The sequence below is a fragment of the Paraburkholderia sp. GAS348 genome (genome assembly GCF_050434205.1).
GTDB lineage: Bacteria > Pseudomonadota > Gammaproteobacteria > Burkholderiales > Burkholderiaceae > Paraburkholderia.
The window spans coordinates 80,145-103,562 of the sequence record NZ_JBNPVT010000004.1 but is presented as its reverse complement, the minus strand read 5'-3'; the positions used below and the strand labels follow the sequence as shown (position 1 = coordinate 103,562).

Below are 23,418 nucleotides of genomic sequence, written 5' to 3'. Positions count from 1 at the left end.
TGCCGACAACCACGTCTCGCTCGATGTTGCGCAGGTTCGCGCCATGGCTTGCACTCGTCCTGTTCCTCGTCGTGCCGCCCTTTGTCTGGCCGCAGAGCTGGCTGCTCGCCTATCTTGCGCAGACCGCGACGATGATCGTGTTCGCGCTCTCGTACAACCTGCTGCTCGGCGAAACCGGCTTGCTGTCCTTCGGTCATGCGGCTTATTCGGGCCTCGGCGCGCTCGTCGCGGCGCAGGTGTTCAACCGCATTGGCGTGCCGTTGGTGCTGTTGCCGTTGATCGGCGGCAGCGGCGGTGCGCTGTGCGGGGTGCTGTTCGGTTTCGTGTCGACGCGGCGTGCCGGGACGGCTTTCGCGATGATCACGCTCGGTATCGGCGAACTCGTCGCGGCGGCGGCGTGGACTCTGCCCGACTGGTTCGGCGGCGAGGCCGGCGTGCCGATCGATCGCGCGAGCGGGCCGATGCTAGCAAGCTGGAGCTTCGGCCCGGCACGCGAGGCGTATGCGCTGATCGCGCTGTGGTGCGTGCTGGCGAGCGTGGCGATGTTCATACTGTCGCGCACACCGTTCATGCGGCTTGCCAACGCCGTGCGCGACAACCCGGCGCGCGCTGCGGCGATCGGCTGCTATCCGCGCCGCATCCGCTATGGCGTGGTGGTGATGTCGGCGTTTTTTGCGGGCATCGCAGGCACCCTGGGGCTGATCAATGTCGAACTGGTGTCGACGGAAAGCGTCGGCATGATGCGTTCGGGCGCCGTGCTGATTGCGACGGTGATCGGCGGCACGGCGGCGTTTTTCGGGCCGGTCGCGGGCGCGATCGTCCTGACGTTTTTCAGTGTCGCGGTGGCGAGCATCACGCGGGCCTGGCTGTTCTATCTGGGGCTGTTCTTCATCGTGGTCGTGGTGGCGTCGCCGGATGGACTGGCGGGTTTCGTGCAGCGGCACACGGCCCGCGTCGCGGCCTACGGCTGGCGCGTGTGCAGCAAGACGTATCTTTGGGGTACGGCCTCAGCGGTGCTGTGGACGCTGGCCGTCGTGTTCGCGGTGCAATGGGCCTACGCCGTGCAATTCGGCGCGGACGACGGCGCGGCTTTCAACGTCGTCGGCGTGCCGTTGCAGAGAACCTCGCCGTATCTTTGGCTCGGCGTTGCGGTGTTCATGCTGGCCGCGCTTGGGGTGCTTGCCGCGCACTGCGCGCTTCGCGCACAAGCACGTCTCGCCGTTCGCGCGAGCGTCACGCCGATCACCGGAGACGCGCGATGATCCCGGCGCTCGCGGTCTACGGCATCGAAAAGCGCTTCGGCGCCACGCAGATTCTGCGCGGCGTCGATCTGGCGATCGAGCCCGGCGAGCGCCATGCATTGATCGGGCCGAACGGCGCCGGCAAGTCGACGCTTTTCAATTTGATCGCCGGGGGCGCGCGGCCGAACGCCGGGCGCATCGATCTGTTCGGCGCGGAGATCACGCGTCTCGCGCCGGCCGCGATCACGCGCCGCGGCCTTGCGCGCAGTTTCCAGACCACCAGCGTGTTCGCCCGCCTCAGCGTGTTCGACAACCTACGCTGCGCGGCCATGCTGGCCGAGCGTGACCGCACGCGCTGGTGGCGGCGGTTCAGCGGCTCGCGCACGGTCGATGCCCGCGCCGGGCAGGTGCTCGAAGCTGTGGGCTTAAGCGCGCGCCGGCATATCCAGGCCGGCACACTGAGCTATGCCGAGCAGCGTGCGCTCGACCTCGGCCTCGCGCTCGCGGGCGGCGCGCATACCCTGCTGCTCGATGAGCCCACCGCGGGCATGAACCGCGCCGAAGCGGCGCGCGCGATCGAATTGATTCGCACGACCACCGCGGGCCGTACGCTGCTGATGGTCGAGCACGACATGGACGCCGTGTTCGCGATCGCCGACCGCATTTCGGTGCTGGTGCAAGGCCGCATCATCGCGACCGGTACGCCGGCCGCGATTCGCGCGGATGCGGCAGTGCGCGCCGCTTATCTTGGCGACGGCTTGCGCACATGACCGCTTTGCTCGACATTCGACAACTGAACGCCTGGTACGGCGCGAGCCAGGCGCTGCACGGCGTCACGTTGCAGATCGAGGCAGGCGAAGTCGTCGCGCTGGTCGGGCGCAACGGCTCCGGACGCTCGACGCTGGCGCGCGCGATCATGGGGCTCGTGCGCAGCGAGGGCGAATTGCGTTTTGCCGGTCATGCGCTCGGCGGTCTTCGCACCTTCGAGATTGCCCGTCTGGGGCTCGGTTACGTGCCTGAACATCGCGACGCTTTTCCGACGCTGAGCGTCCACGAGAATCTGCAACTCGGTGTGGCGCCGCGCGCTCGCGGCCGCATGCCGCGCTTTGCCTTTGACGACGCCTACGAACTGTTCCCCATCCTGCGCGAAAGAAAGCGTACGCGCGCCGGCGCATTATCGGGCGGCGAACAGCAGATGCTGACGCTCGCGCGGGCATTGCTCGGCGACCCCGACTTGCTGGTCGTCGATGAACCTGGCGAGGGGCTAGCCAGCCAGGTGATGGGGCAGGTTGCGCAGTGTCTGCAGATGCTGCGTGATCGCGGCATGGCGATGCTGCTGATCGAGCAGCGGCTTGTGATTGCGCAAGACATCGCCAGTCGGGTAGCGGTGATGGGGCATGGAGAAATTGTTTTCGATGACGCGCTCGCGTCGTTTGTGAGGCGGCCGGACGTGATGCGGGAATGGCTCGGGGTGGGTTAGCCGAGGTGTACCCTGGCTGGCCTCAATTGCGGCGTCCTTGACGCCTCGGCATGCGCGACGTGCACGATCAAGTGCCGCGCATCTCGTCACTTTCTATTACAGCACTGCGTTCGAATTTGCGGCTGTCTCGTGGGTCAGGCCCGGTTGACGTCTGCGAGACTGAAGGCACTGAGGCGGCGTAGAACCACCTTCCGCAGCAGCAATCAATCGGCAGTCAATCCCGCCGTGGGTCCTGTTTAACCGGGGCTAGTCGTCGTCGCCCGGAACCGGGTTGAAAATGTCCCGCTTACACTCATCGGGCGGTGGACAGCACGCCTTCCCAACGCGATTGCATGAAACGTTACAGATGGTGGCGGGATTGTTGTAACCCCGGTTGAAAGCGGGCTTACTACAGCTTTCGACGCTGGGAAGAGGCGATGCGGGAAGACGTACTAAGTATTGAAGAAGCGTTTGGCGATTTGTTTGATCCGCGCAGCCGCGCGCCAGCTCATGATCTGACGGAAATGCTGGTGGTGGTCATCGATGGCAAGACCGTACGCGGCTCGTATTGTGGCGAACCGCATGCGCTTCACCTGGTGTCGACCTACGGCAGCGGCCTGGGTATGGCGCTAGGGCAGGTGCGCATGGCAAACAAAAGCAACGACATCACGGCGATCCCGTTCGCCTACTAAGCCATGGTAATCAGCCCTCCATTCCTGCCTGCCGCCGGTCTCACGTCCACCGACCCCACGGAACCCGATCCGATGATGGCGGCCGTTGGGCAGTTTGAACTGCTCCATCACGGCACCTACCCGATTGCGTTTGACCGCCGTTCGCATTGCGGCATTCACCTGGCCCCGTCCGAGCAGACGGAGCCCGTACGGGCGATCGCCGATGGCGAGGTGATTGCGTACCGCGTCAGCAAGAATGCGATTGCCGATGGCCAGATCAATCCGCAAACCGGTAACCCCGTACTGAACTCGAATACGGGCTTCGTGCTGCTCAAGCATGTGACCGATACCGGCGACGGGCGCACGATCACGTTCTATTCGCTGTACATGCATCTGCTGGACATGACTGCACAGCAAAACATCGCTCCGCAGCCCACCAATCCAGCTCAGAACAGTTCGCCCGACGGGTTGCCCGCATGGCTACTCGACACGGCTGGGGGCAAGGATGGCGTAGCGCGGTCCGGCAACGGCAGAAAGGTCTATCGCAAGGACATGCTGGGATACTGGGGGAGTTGTCATGGCACCCGGCATCTGCACTTTGAAATTTTCATGACCGAAACGGATTTCACGGCATGGTTCGCCCAGGACGGACATAAGGTTCAGCTCGGCGCGAAAAATCCGGTCACACCCGCATCGAAGGATTACTGGGGACACAGCTACTTCGTGATTCCCGGCGGACAGACATTCGTCAGCGTGCCGCCGGGGCAGCATGGCTCCGCGTACTTTCCGGCGCTGACGTCCGGAACACTCGACCCGAACAGCAAGCTCTATGTCGAGGCGTATTTCCACAAGGGCGAACGCTACACACGATCATGGGTCGGCATAGGTGACAGCATCAAGCCGCTAACAGCGGCGCCGGTGAAGGATCGATACAAGGAATACGAATACAACCTGTACCAGCGTGCGACGGACCTCTATCCGCACTGCCCGAGCGACGGCTACGACATGCTGCGCTTTGGCCGCATCCTTGGAGCGGACCAGCAGACGCTACCTGCGTCGGCACCGAACACGTGGGTGGCAGTGCCCTTCGACGAGAACAGCACACAGGGCTACATCGACATCAGCCAGGACGCCATCCAGAAGCTGTCAGATGCGGATTTCCCGTTTTTTACTGGCTGGAAAAGGATCGACGACGACAATACTCCGTTTGGTCCGGATGGCCTGTGTGGTTACGACGAACTATGCAAGATCACCGGTGTTGCTGAAGCACAGGAATTGCCCGGTGCGACGATGCCTTCCGAGTACAGCGAGGATGATCAGCTGGCTGCTTACGTACGGGGTAAGGAAGACGTACTGAACAGCCTGAAGGGTTTTATTTGCCACGCGAGCAGCGAATGGGATGCAGGCAACAACGATGGGCGCTATGGGGGGCTGAACGAGCCAGACGGATTCTTTGGGAAGCGCAAGGATATCGATCCAGACGAATATGACAAGTTCGTCGCCTTTCTGAAGAGGTTTCAGTTTCTGGAACAGACGCCACTGGGTGGCCACAGGTTCTGGTTCTTCCATCCGCTTGCGTTTATCCGGCATTTCAGGAAATGCGGATGGCTGAGCGCACAGGAGTTGGCTCAATGCATTCCTCGTAAAATCGTTGACCAGACCAGAAATCAAGTGAACCAAACAGTGTTTCCCCGAGGAAGCATCGGTTGGGGTTCAGCCTTGGCGAGGGTGCAACGGTTTTTACCTCACCTTAATCGAGCTTTTCGAAAATACGGACTATCGAGCAACGGCATTCGGCTTTCTTATTTTCTTGGAAATGCCATACAGGAGACTACATATCTATCGCAGACAGCAGAAGGAGATGGGTCTCATCTTAGCTATGCCCCGTGGTATGGTCGAGGAATCATCCAGCTGACACATGAGGAAAATTACAAACGATATGGCGATTACAGAGGCTGGCCCGGCTCCGCGTCAAGTTATAGGGACTCCCTTGAAACAGATCCGGCTCGCGCGAGTGATTCGGCGGGATTTTACTGGGTAAGCTGTGCGAAGCCGGTTAATTCTGCCCACAATATCAATGTTGAGGCTGACGCATATCCAATAATCTCGCCGACTACAATAACGAATGTATGCTCGAGTTACGATTATCATAATCGGACGTGTAATACTGTTTTGTCAGCGATGAGATTTCGAGTCTGTCAGCAGTTTGAGCGAACCGCGAGAGCAGTTAACACCGGGTCGCCAAATAGGACGGGTGCGATGTATGGGCTGGTTCCGCGGACCAATGTTTTTCTCTCATCGATGGCAAAATTGTCCGATGTGTTAATCGATTTTGAGGATGCGTATGCTCAGAAAATCGGCTAAAAAATTTTTCGTATATATCGGATCTTTAAGTGCTAGTGCTGGCATGCGAAATTTAAATAGGATCATGCCGATCGTTGGGCTGGCCTTATCTTTAAAAATCGCGCTTATTTCGAATGATTCGTGGTCTAAAAGACTGCAGTCCACCCCTGAAATTTCCGTCAATGAAAATAGAATCCATATAAGTTTTCCGTCTGGAAAAATGCAAACAATAATAGTTGATCATGAAGTTAAATTGGTGGACGTTAAATTTGAGAATTTGACATCTGGCGGGTATGAGGATTTAAAGGTGCTGAACACCCGAGGGGCTTCTCAAGAGTTCTACGACGTGTACTTATATTCGCCCAAGCAAGGAATATACGTTTTCAACAAAGAATTGAGTGATATTCCGTGTTTGCAGGCGGATGCGAAACGGAAGCAGGTGATCGGTGCGTGTTTTCACGAGAGTTCTTGTGAAAATTGGGAGGAGCGCTATACCCTCAGCGCGAGAGGTGTGCTTTCACTTATCGAACGAAGGGGAACTTACTGCGATCCTACGGGGCAAACCTATTTTTATGTGGACAGGTTCAAAAATGGAAAGCATATTTATTCAAAGGTTACTCCGCTTTCTCCTTCAACCGGTCAGTAGGCTGCATAATTAATGATTCAAGATAAAATTAAATCGAACGCCGGATCCGCATCGCCTCCTACTCAGAATCTGCCCGTCGGCAAGATTTATAGCCACAGCATGAGTTTTCGGGACGCGTCCGCGACGGAAAAACCGCCTGTTAAAACGTTGATGTCGAAGCCTGGTGTCAATTTTGTTTGCGCCAGTTTGATCGACAAATCCAAAGAGGAGATCGCACGCCAGCATGGTGCTGTCTACGACGGAGATGGAAAAAAGTGGGTTCCTTATTTCGAGAGCAAGAGAGATGTAGAGCCTATGGACACACTCACTAAAGTGCAGAACCTGGAAGCGGTCAACGGGAACAGATTCTATTTGATCCAGGACGATCCCGCACAGCGCGAGCGCTACCTGTAATTTTGCATCTTTCACAAAGCTTTGGCCGTGTGCGGTGGTGAACCCGTTATGCACCTTAGCGATCCTAATGAGGATCTGCATCCATACGTTTTCGACGTCCTTCGCAGCGCCGAATTCGTTGGCGCCTCTGGATTTACACCCGTGCCAGCACGACGATTGCCGAAGACAACCCGTCGTTTCCCGGCAACGGGCGGCAAGCCGGTCGCGATGTGCCCCCCCGTTGCGCGTGCAACTGCCGGCGGCTTTCGTCGCTGCAGAACGTGAATATCACTTGACGATGCCAGTCGATCTGTCTCCCGCGGGTCCGCCGCGTGCCTACCCGACGAACCCGCCGCGTCTCGTGCCGTGGCTGATCGGTTGGGTACTTTGCAACGGAATTGGCTCAGCAGGGGCGCTGCTGCTGTGGCCGGCTGGCACACCCGCGAGCGGGCCGTGGTTCTGGTTTTGCGTGGCGGGTATCCCCAACGGCCTGTTCCTGATCACGCTGGGCATCGCGCGCGCCGGCTATGAGGCATTGTGGTTCCGGGCGCACTACTGGAACATGCACCGGCGCAACTGGCTCAATCGCCGCGTGCGCTATGCGCAGCAACCGCTGCAGGTGCTGGGCGTGGGCTATTGCCTGCCGCTCGGCGGTACGAGTCTCACCGAGGCAATCGCGGCAGCGAAGCCCCTGCCGAAAATGCAGGCACCGCGCAACGGTCCAGGGATGATCCTGCACAACCGTTTTGCCGATAACGATCCGCAACTCGATAGCCCGGCAATCGAAGCAGAAGCGGTACGACACGAAGTCGTACAGGATAAGAGCGGAACCCACGCTTCAAAGCAGGCCCCCGTTTCCCCAGCGGTCCATCTGATCCGTCGGGTACTCGAGCCGCTAGCGGTCAGTCTGCATGCGCTATCGCGATACGAACCGGTCTACTGGCCGAAGATCCATGTGCTGGCCTTGCCCGCCGAAGCGGGGGAGCGTGAACAGCAGGTCCGAGATGCGCTGCGCATGGCCGGCTTGCCTCCTCTTCAATGTCAGGCCGTGCCGGCTACGGACGGCCTGCTCGTGGCCGATGCGTGGCTCGATGCGGGCGAGAGACGCCCGCTGCTGGTGATCGCCGCGGAATGGCACGACGCGCAGCCGTCCACCGGCAGCACCGAAGGCAGCATCGCAGTCCTGCTCGCCCCCGGTGTGTTCGTCTTACCCGAACCGGTCAAGGTAGTGGCGAGCCTGCATCGACCCGTGGCGGGCGAACTGGATACCGTCGCCGACATACTCGCGAATGCCGTGCTGTGGGGCAACGCTGACGCCCCGACCATCCAGCCCGCCTGGATCAGCAGTCTCGAAGACTCGCACGAAACAGATCTGCTAGCGGCTCTCAAGAAGGCGTCGCTCTCCGGCGTCACAAAACTCGAAATGCAGCGCCGCGCCGATAAGCTCATCGGTCACTCGGGTGCGGCAGGTGGCTGGCTATCGGTCGCCGCGGCAGTCGAGTCGGCGGGGAGCGGTCCGCACCTGATCCTTCACACCCCCCAGCATACGCAGACCTCGCAGGCCGCGATCCTTTACGTGAGCCCCGCACCGGATCCCACTTCACCGCACGGCGAATCCGGCGAATAACCTCAAGACACTTTCATCGGGAGAGGAGTCCCCCGGCGCACCGGGCAGGCTCGCCATCTTGGGGTTGATCATGATTGCCGTCGTGCCGAAATTTGATGTGCCACGTGATGCTCCGACAGCGCCGGTTGTCATGCACTGCGCGATGCACGCACCCCTCGCTCCGTGCTCGAATCGGTCTCAGGGTGCCGTTTGAATCTCATATGCGTATAGACCGCCCAAGTCCGACGCGTGGGGCTTCCCAATGACTCGTCGTGGCGATTCAAACGCTCGATCGCTTGGTGAGCGTCCTACCAACAGCGCCGCCGCCGCGAGCGCCGATCGACCCGCCTCAGCATCACGGTCCGCGCTCGAACTTGCCAAGGCCAAACAGCTCGCTGCCGAACAACGTGTCGCCGAACGTGTGCCATCCGCGAGTGGCATGCATGAGACGCGTAGCCGTCCGTTGACGCTGCGCGATTCCGGCATCGACGGTTCGTTGATGTTCGCGCGCGACGTCGACTTTCGTGTAACCGGCGACATCGGCTTCATGATTCACGATATGGCGGCAACACTGACCCCGACGCACGCCGGTCTGCCGATTGTGTTCGACGATCCGACCAGCGTGACGATCAACGTCCATCGCGGCGACGTCACGCTCGACAGCGCCAGGCTCACCGCGATTTTCAACCGCTACCTGTTCCAATACCAGGGCTCGCCGTTGCGCAATATGCGTGTGATGCCTCAAGACTGCAGCGAACGCCACCCCCTGTTGGGAAATCGTCCTGGAAATCCATCTGCCACAGCGAATTGGGTTGTTCGTGTTCGAAGCGCTGCCAGTGCTGGCGCTGCGCGCAATCACGCTCAGTGATCCGGTCCGATGAGCGCGTGGGGCTGTGATGTGGGCGACGCGAGCGGTTGGCCAGGCCATCAGCGTCTTCTGTCTTGTGGCGATCAAGCCATTGGTAGTTGGTCTGATAGCTGATGTTGAAGCGCCGGCACAACTCGCTGACCGGCAACGTCTGTCCGGTCCGGGCAAATACATGTCAACCATGTTCCCGTATACCTGTCAGCAATGTCTCTAGTCTGCACAAGTGGTGGTATATCGAGTCGTACATGCCAAGTTCGTCGAAGCTCATACTCGTGACGACGTCGGCGACCCGCCGGCAATGCTGGGGAGGTTCATATGCATGGTGTAACAGGATGGTTCAGGAATGACTCGTTCAGTGACTACGCACTTCGACCCGCGGTTCATGCAGCGGCCGCCGCGAACGGAGGCGCCACTGGCGACGGTAGTCGCGAGACTCCCAGACCTCCGTGGGGAATAGCGGTGGAACCGCAATATCAATCCAACAAGGAGAACTGGGACGAGTATCAAAAAAGACATTGCAATTGGCGTACGGGCGGCCCATGCCGTGGCAAACCGCCGAAAAATGAAGGGGAGAGTCCGCCGCCAACGCGTGGCCAAATTGCGACTAGCGTAATTCTGTCGATTGTCGGTGGTGGTCCTTTGGAACCACGCCCAGCCGGGATGGGCGCTGAGCCGGGAGGTGCATCCGGTGTGCCGCTGGATATTCCGTCCGCGACGGGTACGTCTTCGCGCCTGCCATCGCGTCCCGCTACACCGATGGATACGTCTTCGCCGCCACCATCGCGTCCCGCTACACCGATGGATACGTCTTCGCCGCCACCATCGCGTCCCGCTACACCGATGGATACGTCTCCGCCGCCATCGCGTCCCGCTACACCGATGGATATGTCTCCGGCGTCGTCGCCTCCCGCTTCGCCGGCACCAGAGCAAAGCGAATTACCGCCTTCGCTTGCTGGCAGCAAGCCGGTCGACGCGACAAATTCCAGCACGCGGTCAAAGTCTGCCGATGAAGCGAACTCGCCTAATCCAGATCTCAACCCGGCATTTGTGCCTCCGGGCATGCATGTCAACGAGATCGGCTTTCTCGAGAAGAAAGCATTCCCCCGTGTTTATCGAGTTGACTCCGGTCTGAATCGCGCTGCGATCCTCGAACATGGTTTCGAACCATCATCTCACTTCGGGGGCATCAAAAAGATGATTTCGGGGGACGCGCTGATCGTTTCCGAAACGCTGGAAGGCGCACGAGCATTCGGCGACAGCGAATTTGGTGCTGGCCACTATGACCTGTATGAGATCAAGACCAAGGGTCTCAAAGGAGCGTCATTGAAGGACAACGTCTACTTCAACCCTGCCTTTACCGCCAAGCAGCTCGGTCGCACGCCGAGCGCACTAAAGGAGATGGCGCCGCGCGAGGTAGCGGAGGGTGCGCTGGAGTTTCGTGAAGCACATATCGATGCGGCCGCTGGTGATCCAGCCAGGATTCGTCTCATCGAACGTGGCATACCGCGCCCACAGACCCCTCCGGACAGTGACGGTTCGACCGACTAGGCGTGACGGCCGTTCCATGAAACCCGTCGCCCAAACCATGCACCGGGCGACGGCAAGCAAACCGGTCACGTGGCACGCGTTGGCATGCGCAACGCAGTCTGCTCGAACACGCGAGTCAGCGCGTGCCCGTGTCGTAGGCCGCTGCAGATGCTGCCCCGCACAGCGGCAACGCCAATAGATCACCAAGAAAGACAAATGCCATAGGAATGCAAAACAAAAGAAGGCGCAGCAGGCAATCAGAGCAGACCGCCTGCAAGGCAAAAACGATCATTCTTTATTGATAATCCACTCGTGCGCCGGATCGTTCTTGAAGTGCCAAACCCGCTGCTTGCCAGCCATAACATTGAGGTAGTACGAATCATATCCATAAGGCACTACAACCGGATGATACCCACGCGGCACCATCACGACATCGTGATCCTCAACGGCCATCGACTCATCGATATCGCGCATATCGGTATACACCCGCTGAAACGCAAACCCCTGCGCCGGATCGAGCCGATGATAATAAGTCTCTTCCAGCGAACTCTCGAGCGGCACATTATCGGTATCATGCTTATGCGGCGGATAACTCGACGCATGCCCACCCGGCGTCCGCACCTCAACAACCAGTAAAGACTCCGCAAGCTCAGTCTGCGGAAGAATATCGCATACGTATCGCGTATTCAGCCCCTTGCCACGCGTGGAGCGCTTCATCGAAGAAGGTTCGATCAACCTCGCCGGATACGCACCCTTGGCAGGCGCACTCGCCACACCAACCTCCGCATCGCGACAGGCGCGAACCGTCGCCCGCACGCCAGGCGGCAAATACACCGCATGCGGTGCGGCATCCTCGAACACGCTGTCGCGCGAACCCAGCGAACTCCATGTGGCGTCAGCAGTTTCAATATCCACCGCGCCCGTGAGCACCACGATACAAACCTCTCGCGATGGCTCAAAAACATGAACGACTTCGCTCGCGCCCAGCCGGTAAGCGGCAAATCCCACATACCGCCAGCACGCCGACTCAGGTGTCACCCGCGCGATCGTCTGGCCCTCGCGCTCCGCCTTCACCAATAAACTCATGCTGCCTCCTGCTCAGTCTTACCACCGGTGTCGAGCGGCGCATCGACCAGCGCTTGCAAAGTCCTGAATCCTTTCTGCGCATAGTCATACGACGGCGCCACCACCGGGTCCTGTTCCGCTTCAACCACCAGCCAGCCGCGATAACCATGCCGCTTCAAAAGATCGATGATCGCCGGGAAGTTCACCGCACCATCGCCCGGTACCGTGAAGGCTCCGTTGATCACGGCATCGAGAAAACTCCAGTTGCGATTGCGCGCCAGCTTCATCACCGCCGGCCGGACGTCCTTGCAGTGCACGTGACAGACGCGGCCAATGTGCTTGCCGAGTACCGCGAGCGGATCGCCGCCGGCAAACGTGATGTGCCCTGCGTCGAACAGCAGGCCGACGGCGTCGCTCGTGCGCGACATCAGCTGGTCGACGTCAGCCGGCGTTTCCACGTACGCGCCCATATGATGGTGGTACGCAAGCCGCACGCCGCGGCTCAACGTATAGCGTGCGAATTCGTCGACGCGCGCCGCATACGCGGCCCACTGCGCGTCGCTGAAAAAACGCGGGCGTTGATACAGCGGTTGCGGCGCACCTTGGATCGAATCGGCGACCTCGCCGTACACCATCGCCGTCGCGCCGTTCTGCGCGAGCAGGTCGAGATGCGGGCCGACCGAGGCGATTTCCTCTTCCACGCTGCGTCGCGCGAGCCGTCCGGAGTACCAGCCGGATACCAAGGCCAGATCGTATTGAGCGAGCAGCCTCCTCAGCGCCTGCGGCTCGCGCGGAAACTTGTTGCCGAGCTCGAAGCCCTGGTAGCCGATCTGCCGTCCTTCGGTCAGGGCGACTTCAAGCGGCGTTTCGCCGCCGAGCGAAGGCAGGTCGTCGTTCATCCACGATAAGGGGTTGATGCCGATCCGTACGTCGAAAGCAGTCATGCGGACATCCTCATTCGTTGTCGATGTGGCGGGGGCGGTCGCTGGGATCGGCGGGCGCGGTGCGTGCGGCGAGTTGCGCGTCGTATTGCGAACGTGCGGCGCGCACGGCGTCGCGCGCCGAAACTTCGGGCACGGCGACTTCCCACCACCAGCCGCCGTCGCCCGTGGTACGGGCCGGATCGGTGTCGATACTGATCACGTAGGTGCGATCGGCGGCGCGCGCACGTTGCAGCGCGTTTTCAAGCTCAGCGATATTCGCGACATGCTCGGCCTGCGCGCCGAGCGCGCGCGCATGCGCGGCGAAATCGATTCTCGGTGCGCCAAGCGGGCCCTGCATGCAGTCGTCGAGCAGGTTGTTGAACGGTGCGCCACCACAGGCTTGCTGCAAGCGATTGATGCAGCCGTAGCCGCGATTGTCGAGCACCACCACGATCAGCTTCGCGCCGATCATCACCGAACTCGCGATCTCGCTGTTCATCATCAAGTAGCTGCCGTCGCCGAGCATCACGATCACTTCACGCGCCGGCCGCGCAAGCTTGACGCCGAGGCCGCCGGCGATTTCGTAGCCCATGCACGAGTAGCCGTATTCGACGTGATATGCGCCCGGTTTGCCCGCGCGCCATAACTTGTGCAATTCGGCCGGCAAGGTTCCCGCTGCGCATACGACGATATCGTCCGTCGCGGAACGCGCGCTCGAACGCTGCACCGCGCCGATCACGTCGCCTTCATACGGCAGCACGGTGTCGCGTTGCGGCGCATGCGTGAGCGTGCTCACGGTATCGCGCCAGCTCGCCGCGAGTTTGTGCGCACGCGCGGTCCATGTGCGCTCAGCGTGCCAGCCCTGCAGAGGTCCGGTGAGCGCATCCAGTGCAAGACGTGCATCGGCTTCGACCACCAGCGCGCGATGCTTGAGGCCGTCGAATGGGTTCGCGTTGATGCCGATCACGTCGGCCTGCGTAAACAATGTGTTTGAACCGGTGGTGAAGTCCTGCAGGCGAGTGCCGATTGCGAGCACGCAGTCGGCATCGTGGGCTAGCGCGTTGGCGGCAGGCGAGCCGGTCACGCCCAACGCACCGGCGTTCAACGGATCGTTCCATGCGAGCGCACCCTTGCCGGCCTGCGTTTCCGCCACCGGAATGCCGTGCGCGGCGGCGAAGCGGTGCAGCGCGTCGGCCGCGCGGCCATAGAGCACGCCGCCGCCCGCAACGATCAGCGGACGCCTGGCGCGGCGCAGGCGGGCAACCGCCGCGTCGATATCTTCGGCGCGCGGCGCGGGGGAGTAAAACGTGACGACGCGCGGCGCAAAGAAATCGGCTGGGAAATCCCATGCCTGCGCTTGCACGTCCTGGGGCAACGCGAGCGTGACGGGACCGCACAATGCAGCGTCGGTTAGCACACGTAAGGCGCGCGGCAGCGCATTGAGCAACTGTGCCGGATGCACAATGCGATCGAAGTAGCGCGACACCGGCTTGAACGCATCGTTGGCGGAGACACCGCCGTCATGGAAATCTTCAACCTGCTGCAATACCGGATCGGGCGCGCGCGAGACGAACACGTCGCCGGGTAGCAGCAGCACCGGCAGACGATTTACATGCGCGAGCGCGGCCGCGGTGATCAGATTGGTCGCGCCGGGTCCGATCGAAGTGGTGACAGCCATCATGCGGCGACGGAAATGCGCCTTTGCATAGGCGATCGCGCTGTGCGCCATCGCCTGTTCGTTGTGAGCTCGCAGTGTGGGCAAAGCCTCGCGATGCTGATACAAGGCTTCGCCCATTCCAGCCACGTTGCCGTGCCCGAAGATCGCGAACACGCCGCCAAAGAGCGCCTCGGTGCCGGTGCCGTCTTCGGTCGTGACGCGAAGCGCTGCGAGGTAGCGAACCAGCGCCTGGGCGGTCGTCAGGCGGATGGTGCCGCCGGATGGTGGGTGGGCCTGGGTGGCGTCGTTGGCGGACGCCGCGTCATGATGCAATACGCGCTGGTTCATGCCGCCTGCTCCTGATGTGCGTGGCTCGCGGTGGTGGACTGCGCGCGTGTCGCTCCGCGCGTCGCACGCCACGACGCGATCAACGTTTCGAACGTGCGGCGCACCCGCGCAATCAGTTCGTCGTCGCCGATTTCACCGGCGAGCCATGCATGGCTCGGCTCGTGAAAAATCGTGCGGCCCACGGTAAAGCCCCGGCATGTCGCCGATTGCGCCGCCGCGCGAAAGCCATCGTTCAATTGCTCGACACCCGCCGATAAACCGAGCAGCACCACGCCCCGGCAGTACGGATCGCGCTCGGCGATCAGCGCGTCGACGGCTTGCCATTGTGCGGCGTCCATCGGTTCGAGCTTCCACCATTCGGGATAGATGCCGATGTTGTACAGCCGCTTCAACGCGCGATAGACGATGTCCGGTGCTTGCGGCAGAGGTGCGTGCTTCGGCGGAATCACTTCGAGCAGCAATTCGTGACCGCTCGCTTGCGTCGCGTCGTAGAGCGCACGCAGTTGCGCTTCCTGCTCGAGGCGTTGTTCGACCGGTTCGTCGGGATGGAATTGCACGAGGCACTTGGCGATGTGTTCCTGCGGCCACGCGGTCAGCGTCGTGCCGATCGAGCGGCCATGGTCGAACACGAGCGGCACGGAGCCGGGTAGCTCGACCGGCCGGCCGATCCACCAGCCGCGGCCGGTGGCGGCGTTCAATGCGTCCTGACCATAGCGGTCGTCGCTCAATATGCCGATGCGGCCTTGCAACCCCAAGGCGGTTTCCGTCTGCGCGACAGCTTCGACGAACAGGCGCTTCAGTTGCGCAATGCGCGCTTCGTCGGCGCCGGTCTGCTGGGCGAGTTCGAAGAACTGGTTGCGGTGGTCGAACGCGAAGCCGAGTACTTCGTCCCATTGTTTGCGCGCAGGGGAGACGCGATGCAGGCGTGCGAGCGTCGCATCGCGGTCGGGGCGGCGCATGCGTTGCGGGTCGGCCTTGGCTTCGCGCAGGAAGTAGTCGAGTTCGGTGGGCGTCGGCATTGCGGGCGCGCAACCGTGACGCGAGACGACCAGCGCGCCGCTGGCATTGGCGGCCCGCGCGCAGGCTTCGAGTGGTTGATCGCGCAACCATCCGGAGAGAAAGCCCGAGGCGAATGCGTCGCCCGCGCCGAGCACATTGAGCACTTCGACTTCCACGCCGCCATGAATCGGCGCATCGTCGAGCGTTGCGGGCACTTTACCGTCGATGATCTGGCAGCCCATCGGGCCGCGTTTCAGGACCAGGGTCGCCGGTGTGACGGCGCGCACCATCGCGAGGGCTTCGACGAGTTCAGTCTTGCCGCCGGCGATGCGGAACTCCTCCTCGGTGCCGATCACCAGATCGAACAACGGCAGAATGCGTTGCAAGTGCGCGGTCACGCCTTCGCTCGCGACGAAGCGGGTTTCGCCATCCGCCTTGCCCGTGAGACCCCACAACACAGGGCGATAGTCGATATCGAGCACGGTGCGCACGTTATTGCGTCGCGCGTAATCCAGCGCGCGGCGGCTCGCGCGGTTCACCTGTTCGGTCGAAAAGTGCGTGCCGGTAATCAGCAGGGCTTTCGACGACGCGATATACGCCTCGTCGAAATCCGCTTCATCCACCGCCATATCCGCGCAGTTCTCACGATAGAAGATCAGCGGAAACGTATCGCGATCCTTCAGCCCAAGCAGAACGAGCGCGGTCAGGCGCTCCTGATCGATGCGTACGTGACTGACGTCGCAGCCTTCCTTCGTCAAGGTCTCGGTGAGAAAACGGCCCATATGATCGTTGCCGACGCGCGCCAGCATCGCCGATGCAAGCCCGAGCCGCGCGCAACCGAACGCGATATTCGCCGACGAGCCGCCGAGATACTTCGCGAAGCTCGACACGTCTTCGAGCCGCGCGCCGACCTGCTGCGCGTACAGATCGACTGCGAGACGGCCAAGGCAGACGATGTCGCGGCTGCGGCCTGGCGCGAAACGGCTGGGCGTAGCCGCGGAGGCGGACGTGGGCCTGCTACCGTTCACGATCCCGGTCCCGCTGGATGTGCTGGAATGATCCATGAATATTCCTGAATAGCTGTGCGCGGGCGCGAGGCGCAGCAAGCGCTGGCAACCCACGCGAATGAATCAGATCGTCGCGCCGTCGAGTTCGCCGATCATCTTCTGCATTTCGGCGCCGCCGGCCATCATGTCGAGGACTTCATCCTTGCTGATGGTTTCCTTCGTGAACGTGCCGAGCGATTTGCCGCGATTGAGCAGCGTGAACGAATCGCCGATCGGATACGCGTGATGCACGTTGTGCGTGATGAAGATCACCGAGATGCCTTTTGCGCGCGCCGTGTGGATCAGCTTCAGCACATTGAAGCTCTGCTTGACGCCGAGCGCGGCGGTCGGCTCGTCGAGAATCAGCACGCGTGCGCCGAAGTGAATCGCCCGCGCAATCGCCAGGCACTGCTTTTCGCCGCCGGACATGGTGCCGATTGGTTGATGCGGGTCGCGCACGTTGATGCCCATTTCGGCGAGCTTGTCGCGTGCGGTGGTGGCGCTGGTTTCTAGATCCATCACGGTTAGAAAGCCGAACAGTTTCTTTTGCGGCTCGCGGCCCATGAAGAAGTTGCGCGCCACGGAGAGCAACGGCACCAGTGCAAGATCCTGATAGACGGTGGCGATGCCGAGATCGAGCGCGTCTTTCGGTGACTCGAACCGCACCGGTTTGCCGTCCACCAGATATTGACCGGAAGAGGGCTGATGCACACCGGCCAAGGTTTTGATCAGCGTCGATTTGCCCGCGCCGTTGTCGCCGAGCAGGCAATGCACTTCGCCGCGCTTCAGACGCAAGGTCACGCCGCTCAGCGCGATCACCTGGCCGAAGTACTTGCTGACGTTTTCGAGCGCGAGGATCACGTCGTCCTGCGGTTCAGCCGCAGTGTTCACGGTATTCGTATCGGACATGGTCGTCTCCTCGTTACGACTGCGCGACGCGGCGGCGCACGTAGTGATTGAACAGCACGGCGATGAGCAGCATCACGCCAAGGAATACGCGGAACCAGTCGGAGTCGACATTCGTGTAAGTGATGCCGATCTGCACCACGCCGAAGATCAGCGCGCCGAAGCAGGCGCCGATCACCGAGCCGTAGCCGCCGGTCAGCAGCGTGCCGCCGATCACCGCCGCGATGATGGCTTCGAATTCGGCCTGCAGCCCGCGGTCGGCCGCGGCCGAACCGATGTCGCACACTTGCAGCACGGCGAACAGGCACGCGCAGAACGCGGTCAGCACGAACAGCGAGATCTTCACGCGCCGTACCGGCACACCGACGTTCTTTGCCGCATTGGCGTCGCCGCCGACCGCGAAGATCCAGTTGCCGAAGCGGGTCTTGGCGAGCGTGAACGCGCAGACCGCGGCAAGCGCGAACCACCAGAGCAGCACTTTCGGAATGCCCGGCACGAGCGGGTTGCCGTTGTCGAGCAGCTTCACGACGCCGATCTGGCCGAGCCAGACGAACAGGCCCTTGAACGCGACACCCTGGAACAAGGTATGGGCGAGCCAGTCGTGAGCGGCGACGTCTCCCACGCCGGAGATGATCGTGCGGTCGGCGAACATGACCGACAGGGCCAGCGTGAGTCCACGCAGGATGAACAGAAACGCCAGCGTCACGATGAATGACGGCAGGCGCGTGCGCATCACCAGATAGCCATTGAGCGCACCGAGCAGCATCGATCCCGCGAACGCAAACACGATCGACAAGGCAATCGGCCAATGAAAGTACATGGTGGGCAACGCGACCATCATCCCCGAAAAGCCGATCATCGAACCGATCGACAGATCGAATTCGCCGGCAATCATCAGCAGGCACGCGCCGACTGCGATCAGGCCGAGATACGCGGCCACTTGCGACCAGTTCATCACGCCGTCGAGGTTGAACATGCCGGAGTTGCCGGCTGCAACCCCGAATACCAGGAACACCATCACGGTGCCGGCGAGGGCGGCGAATTCCGGACGGTTCAGTAGATGCCGGAACCACGATTCCTGGCGCACACGTTCATCGGCCGCCGCGGGCGCACCGCTGGACGTCGACGCTGACGCCGTCCCAGCGCCGGAAGGGGGCTGCTTGCGGTGATGGGGGTGGAAGGGGTTGGCTACGCCCATTAAAGCTCTCCTTGATGCGCCTCGGATGACAGTCGCTATCGATCCGGAACTGGACCGCAATCGGACCCCGCGGCGCGTGATGCACGTAAAACGTGACGAACGCAGGCGTGGGGCGGCCGGACCCGTTGCGGCCGGCCACATCCACATTCTTCATACCTGCCGGAACGGTTCTCCCGTATCCGCACTTCCAGCGAAATGCGTTAGCGATACTGCCCGGCGTACTTGACCACCTTGTCGATATTGGCCTTGGTAATGAAGCCCGGGCCGGAACCGATATTGCGCGGCCCATAGGCGGGCGCCAGGCCGTAGGTGGCGAGGCGTTGCTGGAACTTCGGATTTGCCTCCAGGAGCTGGCGGATCTTCGCCGGATCTGTGGTGTGTTCCTTTTTCACGATCGCCAGGACGGCGACCGGGATATAGCCTTGCAGGTAGGGTTGCTGGTCGATCGCGAACTGGATCGTGCCGTCCTGGATGCCCTTCGCGATGTCATTGTCGAAGTCGAAGGTCGCGAACCAGATCTTGCCGGCGAGGCCCATCTGCTGCAGCGCCTTGATCGTCGGCGCGGCCGACAACGGACCGAGGGTGAGCACCGCCTGGGTGTTCGGGTGATTGCGCAGATACGCGCTCACTTTCGATTGCACACCGGTCGGGTCCTGGCCGGCGTCGAGCGTGGAGGACTTGAAGTCGACGCCGATTGCGTCGCCAAAGCCCCGGCAGCGTTCGAACGAAGCCGGGTTGGTCGCGTAATGGTTGACGCACAGGAACGACTTGATGCCCGCTGCCTTCGCCTTTTCGCCCGCCGCTTTGCCCGCGGCATATTCGGGCTGGCCGACGTGCATGATTGCGCCAAGCTGGGCGCTTTGCGCCTCAGTGCCGGAATTGATCGTGACGAGCGGGATGTGTTTTTCGGTGACCTTGGCGATCGCGCTCTTGAGCACGTCGAAGTCGGCAATCGAGACGATCACGCCGTCGTAGTTGCGCGCGGCAGCCTGTTCGACGAGGCGCGCCATGTCGGCGATGTCGCCGTTCGGCGGATTGCGGTAGTCGGTCTCGACGTTGAAATCTTCGTCGGCCTGTTTGATGGCGTTCTTGATGGTGTTCCACCACGAATCCGAATCCGGCGCGTGGCTGATCAGCACGAAGTGAGCGTCAGCCGCGCGGGCGGCCGACGCCGCACCGAATCCCGTCGCCAACGTCAATGCCGTCACCAGAATCCTGAGCGTAGCCTTGCCCTTGCAAAGTCTCATTGTCTCCACCTTTCTCGGTCTGTCGTTATTGAAGGGAGCGTCTGGCGGGCGGCCTTTCGATTGCGTGCGTTGCGGCATGCGTGCGCCGATGCACCATCGCTCACAACCAAGATTAGGCCATCTTCCGAAGCGGTGCAATGAAAATTTCATGACAAATAAAAATGGAAAATACGTTCCATTTGATGAGGCGCCTGCCTATAATCGGCAGCGTCGGAGGTTGTGCGAGAGACGCTGAATGCTCTTGCGCACTGCAATAAAGCAACGATGAGAGAGCCATGGCGGAAGAGAGCACTGAAGACTTGCCGAGCGTCGAAGAATTGATGCAGCGCATCGCGGAAAACTATGAGGCGCTGCCGCGTCAATTGAAGAACGTCGCGACTTATATCGAGCAGCATCGTTCGAGCGTGATGGTGGATCGCACCAGCGATATCGCCGCGAGCTGCGGCGTGCACCCGTCCGCCGTGGTGCGTTTTGCGCAGCGCTTCGGCTTTTCCGGATTCTCCGATTTGCAGCTGGTGTTCCGTCAGGCGTATACGGGGCAGGGTACGTCCTCGCCGAGTTATCAGCAGCGGATTCGCAAGCTGATCGACGAGAAGCCCGGCGCGTTATCCGGCGGCGCAGTGGCGCGCGAATTCATTGCGGCCTCTCGCGGCGGTCTTGAAGAACTTGAAGCCGGCCTCGACGACCAGCAGTTCGATGCCGCCGTGAAAATGCTGCAGCAGGCCGACAACATCTACGTGATCGGCGTGCGGCGCTCGTTTCCGGTGGCGAGCTACATCGTCTACGCGTTGCAGCACACCCCAAAGCGCGTGCATCTGGTATCCGGTTTCGGCGGCATGTACCGCGAACAGATTCGCAGTGTGAAGAAGGGCGACGTGGTGATCGCGATCAGCTTCGCGCCCTATGGCAAGGAAACCCAGTATTGCCTGCGCGTTGCGCATCATCACCAGGCGAAAACGCTAGTTATTACGGATAGCCAACTTTCTCCGCTGGCGCGTTATGCCACCACCCAACTGTATGTGAAAGAGGGCAGCGCGTTTGCGTTCCGCTCGCTCACCAGCACGATCTGTCTGTGCCAGGCGTTGTTCATCGCGCTCGCGTACAAGCTCGAACTGAACGTGGAAGAATCCAAAGACACTGGAGGATACGATGACTGAGGCGGTAAAGACGATTGACGTAGCGGTATTCGGCGCGGGACGTATCGGCAAGATTCATGCGGCGAATCTGGCGCGGCAACCGGGCGTGCGGCTCAGGTATGTGGTCGATGTGAATCGCGAGGCAGCCGCGGCGCTCGCCGCCGAACACGGCGCGCAGGTTGCGGATATCGATGGCGCGATGGGCGATGCGTCGATCGGCGCGACGGTGATCTGTTCGAGCACGGACACGCACGCGGATCTGATCATGAAATCGGCCGCACAGAAAAAGCACGTGTTCTGCGAGAAACCGGTGGACCTGACTTTGGAGCGGGCACGCGCATGCGCAGAGGCGGTCGAGCGTGCGGGCGTGGTCTGCATGATCGGCTTTCAGCGCCGCTTCGACCCGACCTTCTCCGCGTTGAAAGCACGCATCGATGCGGGCGAAATCGGCACGCCGGAAATGCTGGTGGTGACGAGCCGCGATCCGGGCGCACCGCCGGTCGAGTACATCAAGCACTCGGGCGGCATCTTCAAGGACATGCTGATTCACGACTTCGACATCTTCCGCTGGATTCTCGACGACGAAGCCGACACGCTGCACGCCACCGGCAGTTGCCTTTCCGATCCGGCGATTGCCGAAGCGGGCGATATCGATTCGACCGCGGTGACGATACGCACGAAGCGCGGGCGCTTGTGCCAGATCAACACCGCGCGACGTGCGGCTTATGGGTATGACCAGCGTTTCGAAGTGCTCGGCAGCACCGGCATGCTGCAGGCGGGCAATGTGCGGCCCACCGAAGTCACCGCATATTCGAGAACCGAAGTGTCGAGCGACGTGCCCGAGGCGTTTTTCCTCGAACGTTATCGCGCGGCGTACGCGTTGGAAATCGCGCATTTCTTCGACGCGGTCACGCACGGCAAGCCGGTTCGAACAACCGTCGCCGACGGCCTGAAAGCGCTCGAACTCGCCGATGCCGCGACGCGCTCGTGGCGCGAGGGTCGTGCGGTAAAACCTGGCGAGGCAGCGTGATGAAGGCGGCGACTGGGCGGCTTCGTTTGGGTGTGGTTGGCTTGGGGCGTTTGGGCAAGCGGCACGCGGAAAATCTGGCGTATCGCGTGCCGGGTGCATCGCTCGTGGCCGCGTGCAGTCCGTTGGAAGAGGAGCGGGCGTGGGCGCGCGAGGCGTTGCCCGAGCCGCGTCTTTACGACGATTATGCGGATCTGCTCGCCGATCGCGAGGTGGACGCGGTGTGGCTCGTCACGCCGTCGTCGTTGCACGCGCAGCAGATTATCGATGCGTTGCGCGCCGGCAAACATGTGTTCTGCGAGAAGCCGCTGTCGCTGGATCTCGTCGAGTGCGAGCGCGTTTTGGCTGAAGCTGCGCGGTATCCGCATCTGCAGGCGACCATTGGCTTTATGCGGCGTTTCGATCCGAGCTACAAGGATGCATTCGACAAGATCGAAGCCGGCAAGATCGGCCGACCATTTCTGGTGCGCTCGCAAACTACCGATCAGAACGACAACAACGGCTTTTTCGTGCGTTTCGCGGCGACCTCGGGCGGGATCTTTCTGGACTGCACCGTGCACGATATCGACGTCGCGCGCTGGCTGCTTGGCAAGCCGCGCGCCAAACGCGTGTTTGCGGCGGGCGCGGTCGCATTGCATGAGGGGCTGCGTGGATTCGGCGACGTCGATAATGGCGTGGCGATCTGCGAGTTCGAAGACGGCAAGCTCGCGATGTTCTATGCGTCGCGCACGCAGGCGCATGGCAATGACACGCACAGCGAAGTGATCGGCACGGCGGGTGCGCTGGCCATTGGGCGCAATCCGCGGGCGAATCGCGTTGAGATTTATGATGCCACGGGCATTCGCAACGAATGCACGCCGAGCTTCTTCGATCGGTTCGAGGATGCGTTTTTGTATGAGGCGCGGGCGTTTGTTGCCGCTGTGCAGGGTGGGGTTGGCGCTGGCGCTAGCGTGCAAACGGGGGCCACGCTGGCCGATGCGCTTGAAGCGACGCGGATCGGGATGGCGATGAGGGAGTCGCTGCTGAGCGGGGAGGCTGTTGTTTTGTAGTAGGGGTGGGGCCTGCCGCCCCGGCGGCAAACCCCAAACCCCCGCCTGCTGTAGAATTTGACCCTCTCCCCGGCGTCGCGCAAA

General features: G+C 61.5%; 21 protein-coding genes and 1 pseudogene. 13 read left to right on the top strand and 9 right to left on the bottom strand.

From position 1 onward, the window contains the following. Positions 1–23 precede the first annotated feature (23 nt). The 9 genes and pseudogenes from P3T22_RS08435 to P3T22_RS08395 all read left to right on the top strand — a co-directional run. Positions 24–1,262: a branched-chain amino acid ABC transporter permease gene (locus P3T22_RS08435; RefSeq protein ID WP_429324749.1), complete on the top strand. Its 1,239-nt coding sequence runs from the start codon at positions 24–26 to the stop codon at positions 1,260–1,262. Further along, a complete protein-coding gene (locus P3T22_RS08430) occupies positions 1,259–2,011 on the top strand; it encodes an ABC transporter ATP-binding protein (protein ID WP_429324748.1) in 753 nt (250 codons plus the stop codon). The genes P3T22_RS08435 and P3T22_RS08430 overlap by 4 nt, the downstream gene beginning before the upstream one ends. Next, the gene (locus tag P3T22_RS08425; protein ID WP_429324747.1) at positions 2,008–2,721 is read left to right on the top strand and encodes an ABC transporter ATP-binding protein; all 714 of its coding nucleotides are present in this window, start codon (positions 2,008–2,010) and stop codon (positions 2,719–2,721) included. Before P3T22_RS08430 ends, P3T22_RS08425 begins: the two co-directional genes overlap by 4 nt. Positions 2,722–3,137: 416 nt before the next feature. Then, complete coding sequence (locus tag P3T22_RS08420) at positions 3,138–3,392, top strand: hypothetical protein (protein WP_429324746.1); 255 nt, start codon at positions 3,138–3,140, stop codon at positions 3,390–3,392. Positions 3,393–3,464: 72 nt separating this feature from the next. Next, complete coding sequence (locus tag P3T22_RS08415) at positions 3,465–5,735, top strand: hypothetical protein (RefSeq protein WP_429324745.1); 2,271 nt, start codon at positions 3,465–3,467, stop codon at positions 5,733–5,735. Continuing rightward, on the top strand, positions 5,716–6,360 hold the full coding sequence (locus tag P3T22_RS08410; protein ID WP_148662172.1) for an XAC2610-related protein: 645 nt from the start codon (positions 5,716–5,718) through the stop codon (positions 6,358–6,360). The genes P3T22_RS08415 and P3T22_RS08410 overlap by 20 nt, the downstream gene beginning before the upstream one ends. A gap of 12 nt (positions 6,361–6,372) precedes the next feature. Continuing rightward, complete coding sequence (locus tag P3T22_RS08405) at positions 6,373–6,753, top strand: hypothetical protein (RefSeq protein WP_063496776.1); 381 nt, start codon at positions 6,373–6,375, stop codon at positions 6,751–6,753. A 277-nt stretch (positions 6,754–7,030) separates the two neighbouring features. Then, positions 7,031–8,359 (top strand): hypothetical protein, encoded by a 1,329-nt coding sequence (locus P3T22_RS08400; RefSeq protein WP_429324895.1) that lies wholly within the window; start codon positions 7,031–7,033, stop codon positions 8,357–8,359. Positions 8,360–8,600: 241 nt separating this feature from the next. Further along, positions 8,601–9,086, top strand: a pseudogene (locus P3T22_RS08395) (hypothetical protein); the annotation flags it as partial. Here the strand turns inward: P3T22_RS08395 and P3T22_RS08390 are convergent. After that, positions 9,022–9,339, bottom strand: a complete 318-nt coding sequence (locus tag P3T22_RS08390) for a leucine zipper domain-containing protein (protein WP_236720955.1) — start codon at positions 9,337–9,339, stop codon at positions 9,022–9,024. The pseudogene P3T22_RS08395 and the gene P3T22_RS08390 overlap by 65 nt on opposite strands. Before the next feature lie 746 nt (positions 9,340–10,085). Here P3T22_RS08390 and P3T22_RS08385 point away from each other — a divergent pair. Further along, positions 10,086–10,754, top strand: coding sequence for a hypothetical protein (locus P3T22_RS08385; RefSeq protein ID WP_063496774.1), 669 nt, complete (start codon positions 10,086–10,088; stop codon positions 10,752–10,754). Positions 10,755–10,869: 115 nt separating this feature from the next. Here P3T22_RS08385 and P3T22_RS08380 read toward each other — a convergent pair whose 3' ends face one another. The 8 genes from P3T22_RS08380 to P3T22_RS08345 form a co-directional block, all read right to left on the bottom strand. Continuing rightward, positions 10,870–11,025 carry a hypothetical protein gene (locus P3T22_RS08380; RefSeq protein WP_158515280.1) on the bottom strand — a complete coding sequence of 52 codons (156 nt, stop codon included), beginning with the start codon at positions 11,023–11,025 and terminating at the stop codon, positions 10,870–10,872. Then, positions 11,022–11,819: a 5-deoxy-glucuronate isomerase gene (iolB, locus tag P3T22_RS08375; protein ID WP_429324744.1), complete on the bottom strand. Its 798-nt coding sequence runs from the start codon at positions 11,817–11,819 to the stop codon at positions 11,022–11,024. The genes P3T22_RS08380 and iolB overlap by 4 nt, the downstream gene beginning before the upstream one ends. After that, positions 11,816–12,742 (bottom strand): myo-inosose-2 dehydratase, encoded by a 927-nt coding sequence (iolE, locus tag P3T22_RS08370; protein WP_063496772.1) that lies wholly within the window; start codon positions 12,740–12,742, stop codon positions 11,816–11,818. Before iolE ends, iolB begins: the two co-directional genes overlap by 4 nt. 10 nt (positions 12,743–12,752) lie before the next feature. Beyond that, on the bottom strand, positions 12,753–14,726 hold the full coding sequence (iolD, locus tag P3T22_RS08365; RefSeq protein WP_063496771.1) for a 3D-(3,5/4)-trihydroxycyclohexane-1,2-dione acylhydrolase (decyclizing): 1,974 nt from the start codon (positions 14,724–14,726) through the stop codon (positions 12,753–12,755). Then, positions 14,723–16,789: a bifunctional 5-dehydro-2-deoxygluconokinase/5-dehydro-2-deoxyphosphogluconate aldolase gene (locus tag P3T22_RS08360; protein WP_429324743.1), complete on the bottom strand. Its 2,067-nt coding sequence runs from the start codon at positions 16,787–16,789 to the stop codon at positions 14,723–14,725. The genes iolD and P3T22_RS08360 overlap by 4 nt, the downstream gene beginning before the upstream one ends. A gap of 66 nt (positions 16,790–16,855) precedes the next feature. Further along, positions 16,856–17,680: an ATP-binding cassette domain-containing protein gene (locus P3T22_RS08355; RefSeq protein WP_063496769.1), complete on the bottom strand. Its 825-nt coding sequence runs from the start codon at positions 17,678–17,680 to the stop codon at positions 16,856–16,858. Positions 17,681–17,693: 13 nt separating this feature from the next. Further along, positions 17,694–18,875 (bottom strand): ABC transporter permease, encoded by a 1,182-nt coding sequence (locus P3T22_RS08350; RefSeq protein ID WP_063496768.1) that lies wholly within the window; start codon positions 18,873–18,875, stop codon positions 17,694–17,696. A gap of 200 nt (positions 18,876–19,075) precedes the next feature. Then, a complete protein-coding gene (locus tag P3T22_RS08345) occupies positions 19,076–20,122 on the bottom strand; it encodes a sugar ABC transporter substrate-binding protein (RefSeq protein ID WP_063496767.1) in 1,047 nt (348 codons plus the stop codon). A 275-nt stretch (positions 20,123–20,397) separates the two neighbouring features. On the opposite strand from P3T22_RS08345, the gene P3T22_RS08340 reads away from it, so the two are divergent. The 3 genes from P3T22_RS08340 to P3T22_RS08330 are packed head-to-tail and all read left to right on the top strand — an operon-like array spanning position 20,398 to position 23,334. Further along, positions 20,398–21,279 (top strand): MurR/RpiR family transcriptional regulator, encoded by an 882-nt coding sequence (locus tag P3T22_RS08340; protein ID WP_063496766.1) that lies wholly within the window; start codon positions 20,398–20,400, stop codon positions 21,277–21,279. Next, positions 21,272–22,288, top strand: coding sequence for an inositol 2-dehydrogenase (gene iolG / locus P3T22_RS08335; RefSeq protein WP_063496765.1), 1,017 nt, complete (start codon positions 21,272–21,274; stop codon positions 22,286–22,288). The genes P3T22_RS08340 and iolG overlap by 8 nt, the downstream gene beginning before the upstream one ends. Further along, positions 22,288–23,334, top strand: coding sequence for a Gfo/Idh/MocA family oxidoreductase (locus P3T22_RS08330; RefSeq protein ID WP_063496764.1), 1,047 nt, complete (start codon positions 22,288–22,290; stop codon positions 23,332–23,334). The genes iolG and P3T22_RS08330 overlap by 1 nt, the downstream gene beginning before the upstream one ends. Positions 23,335–23,418: the final 84 nt, after the last annotated feature.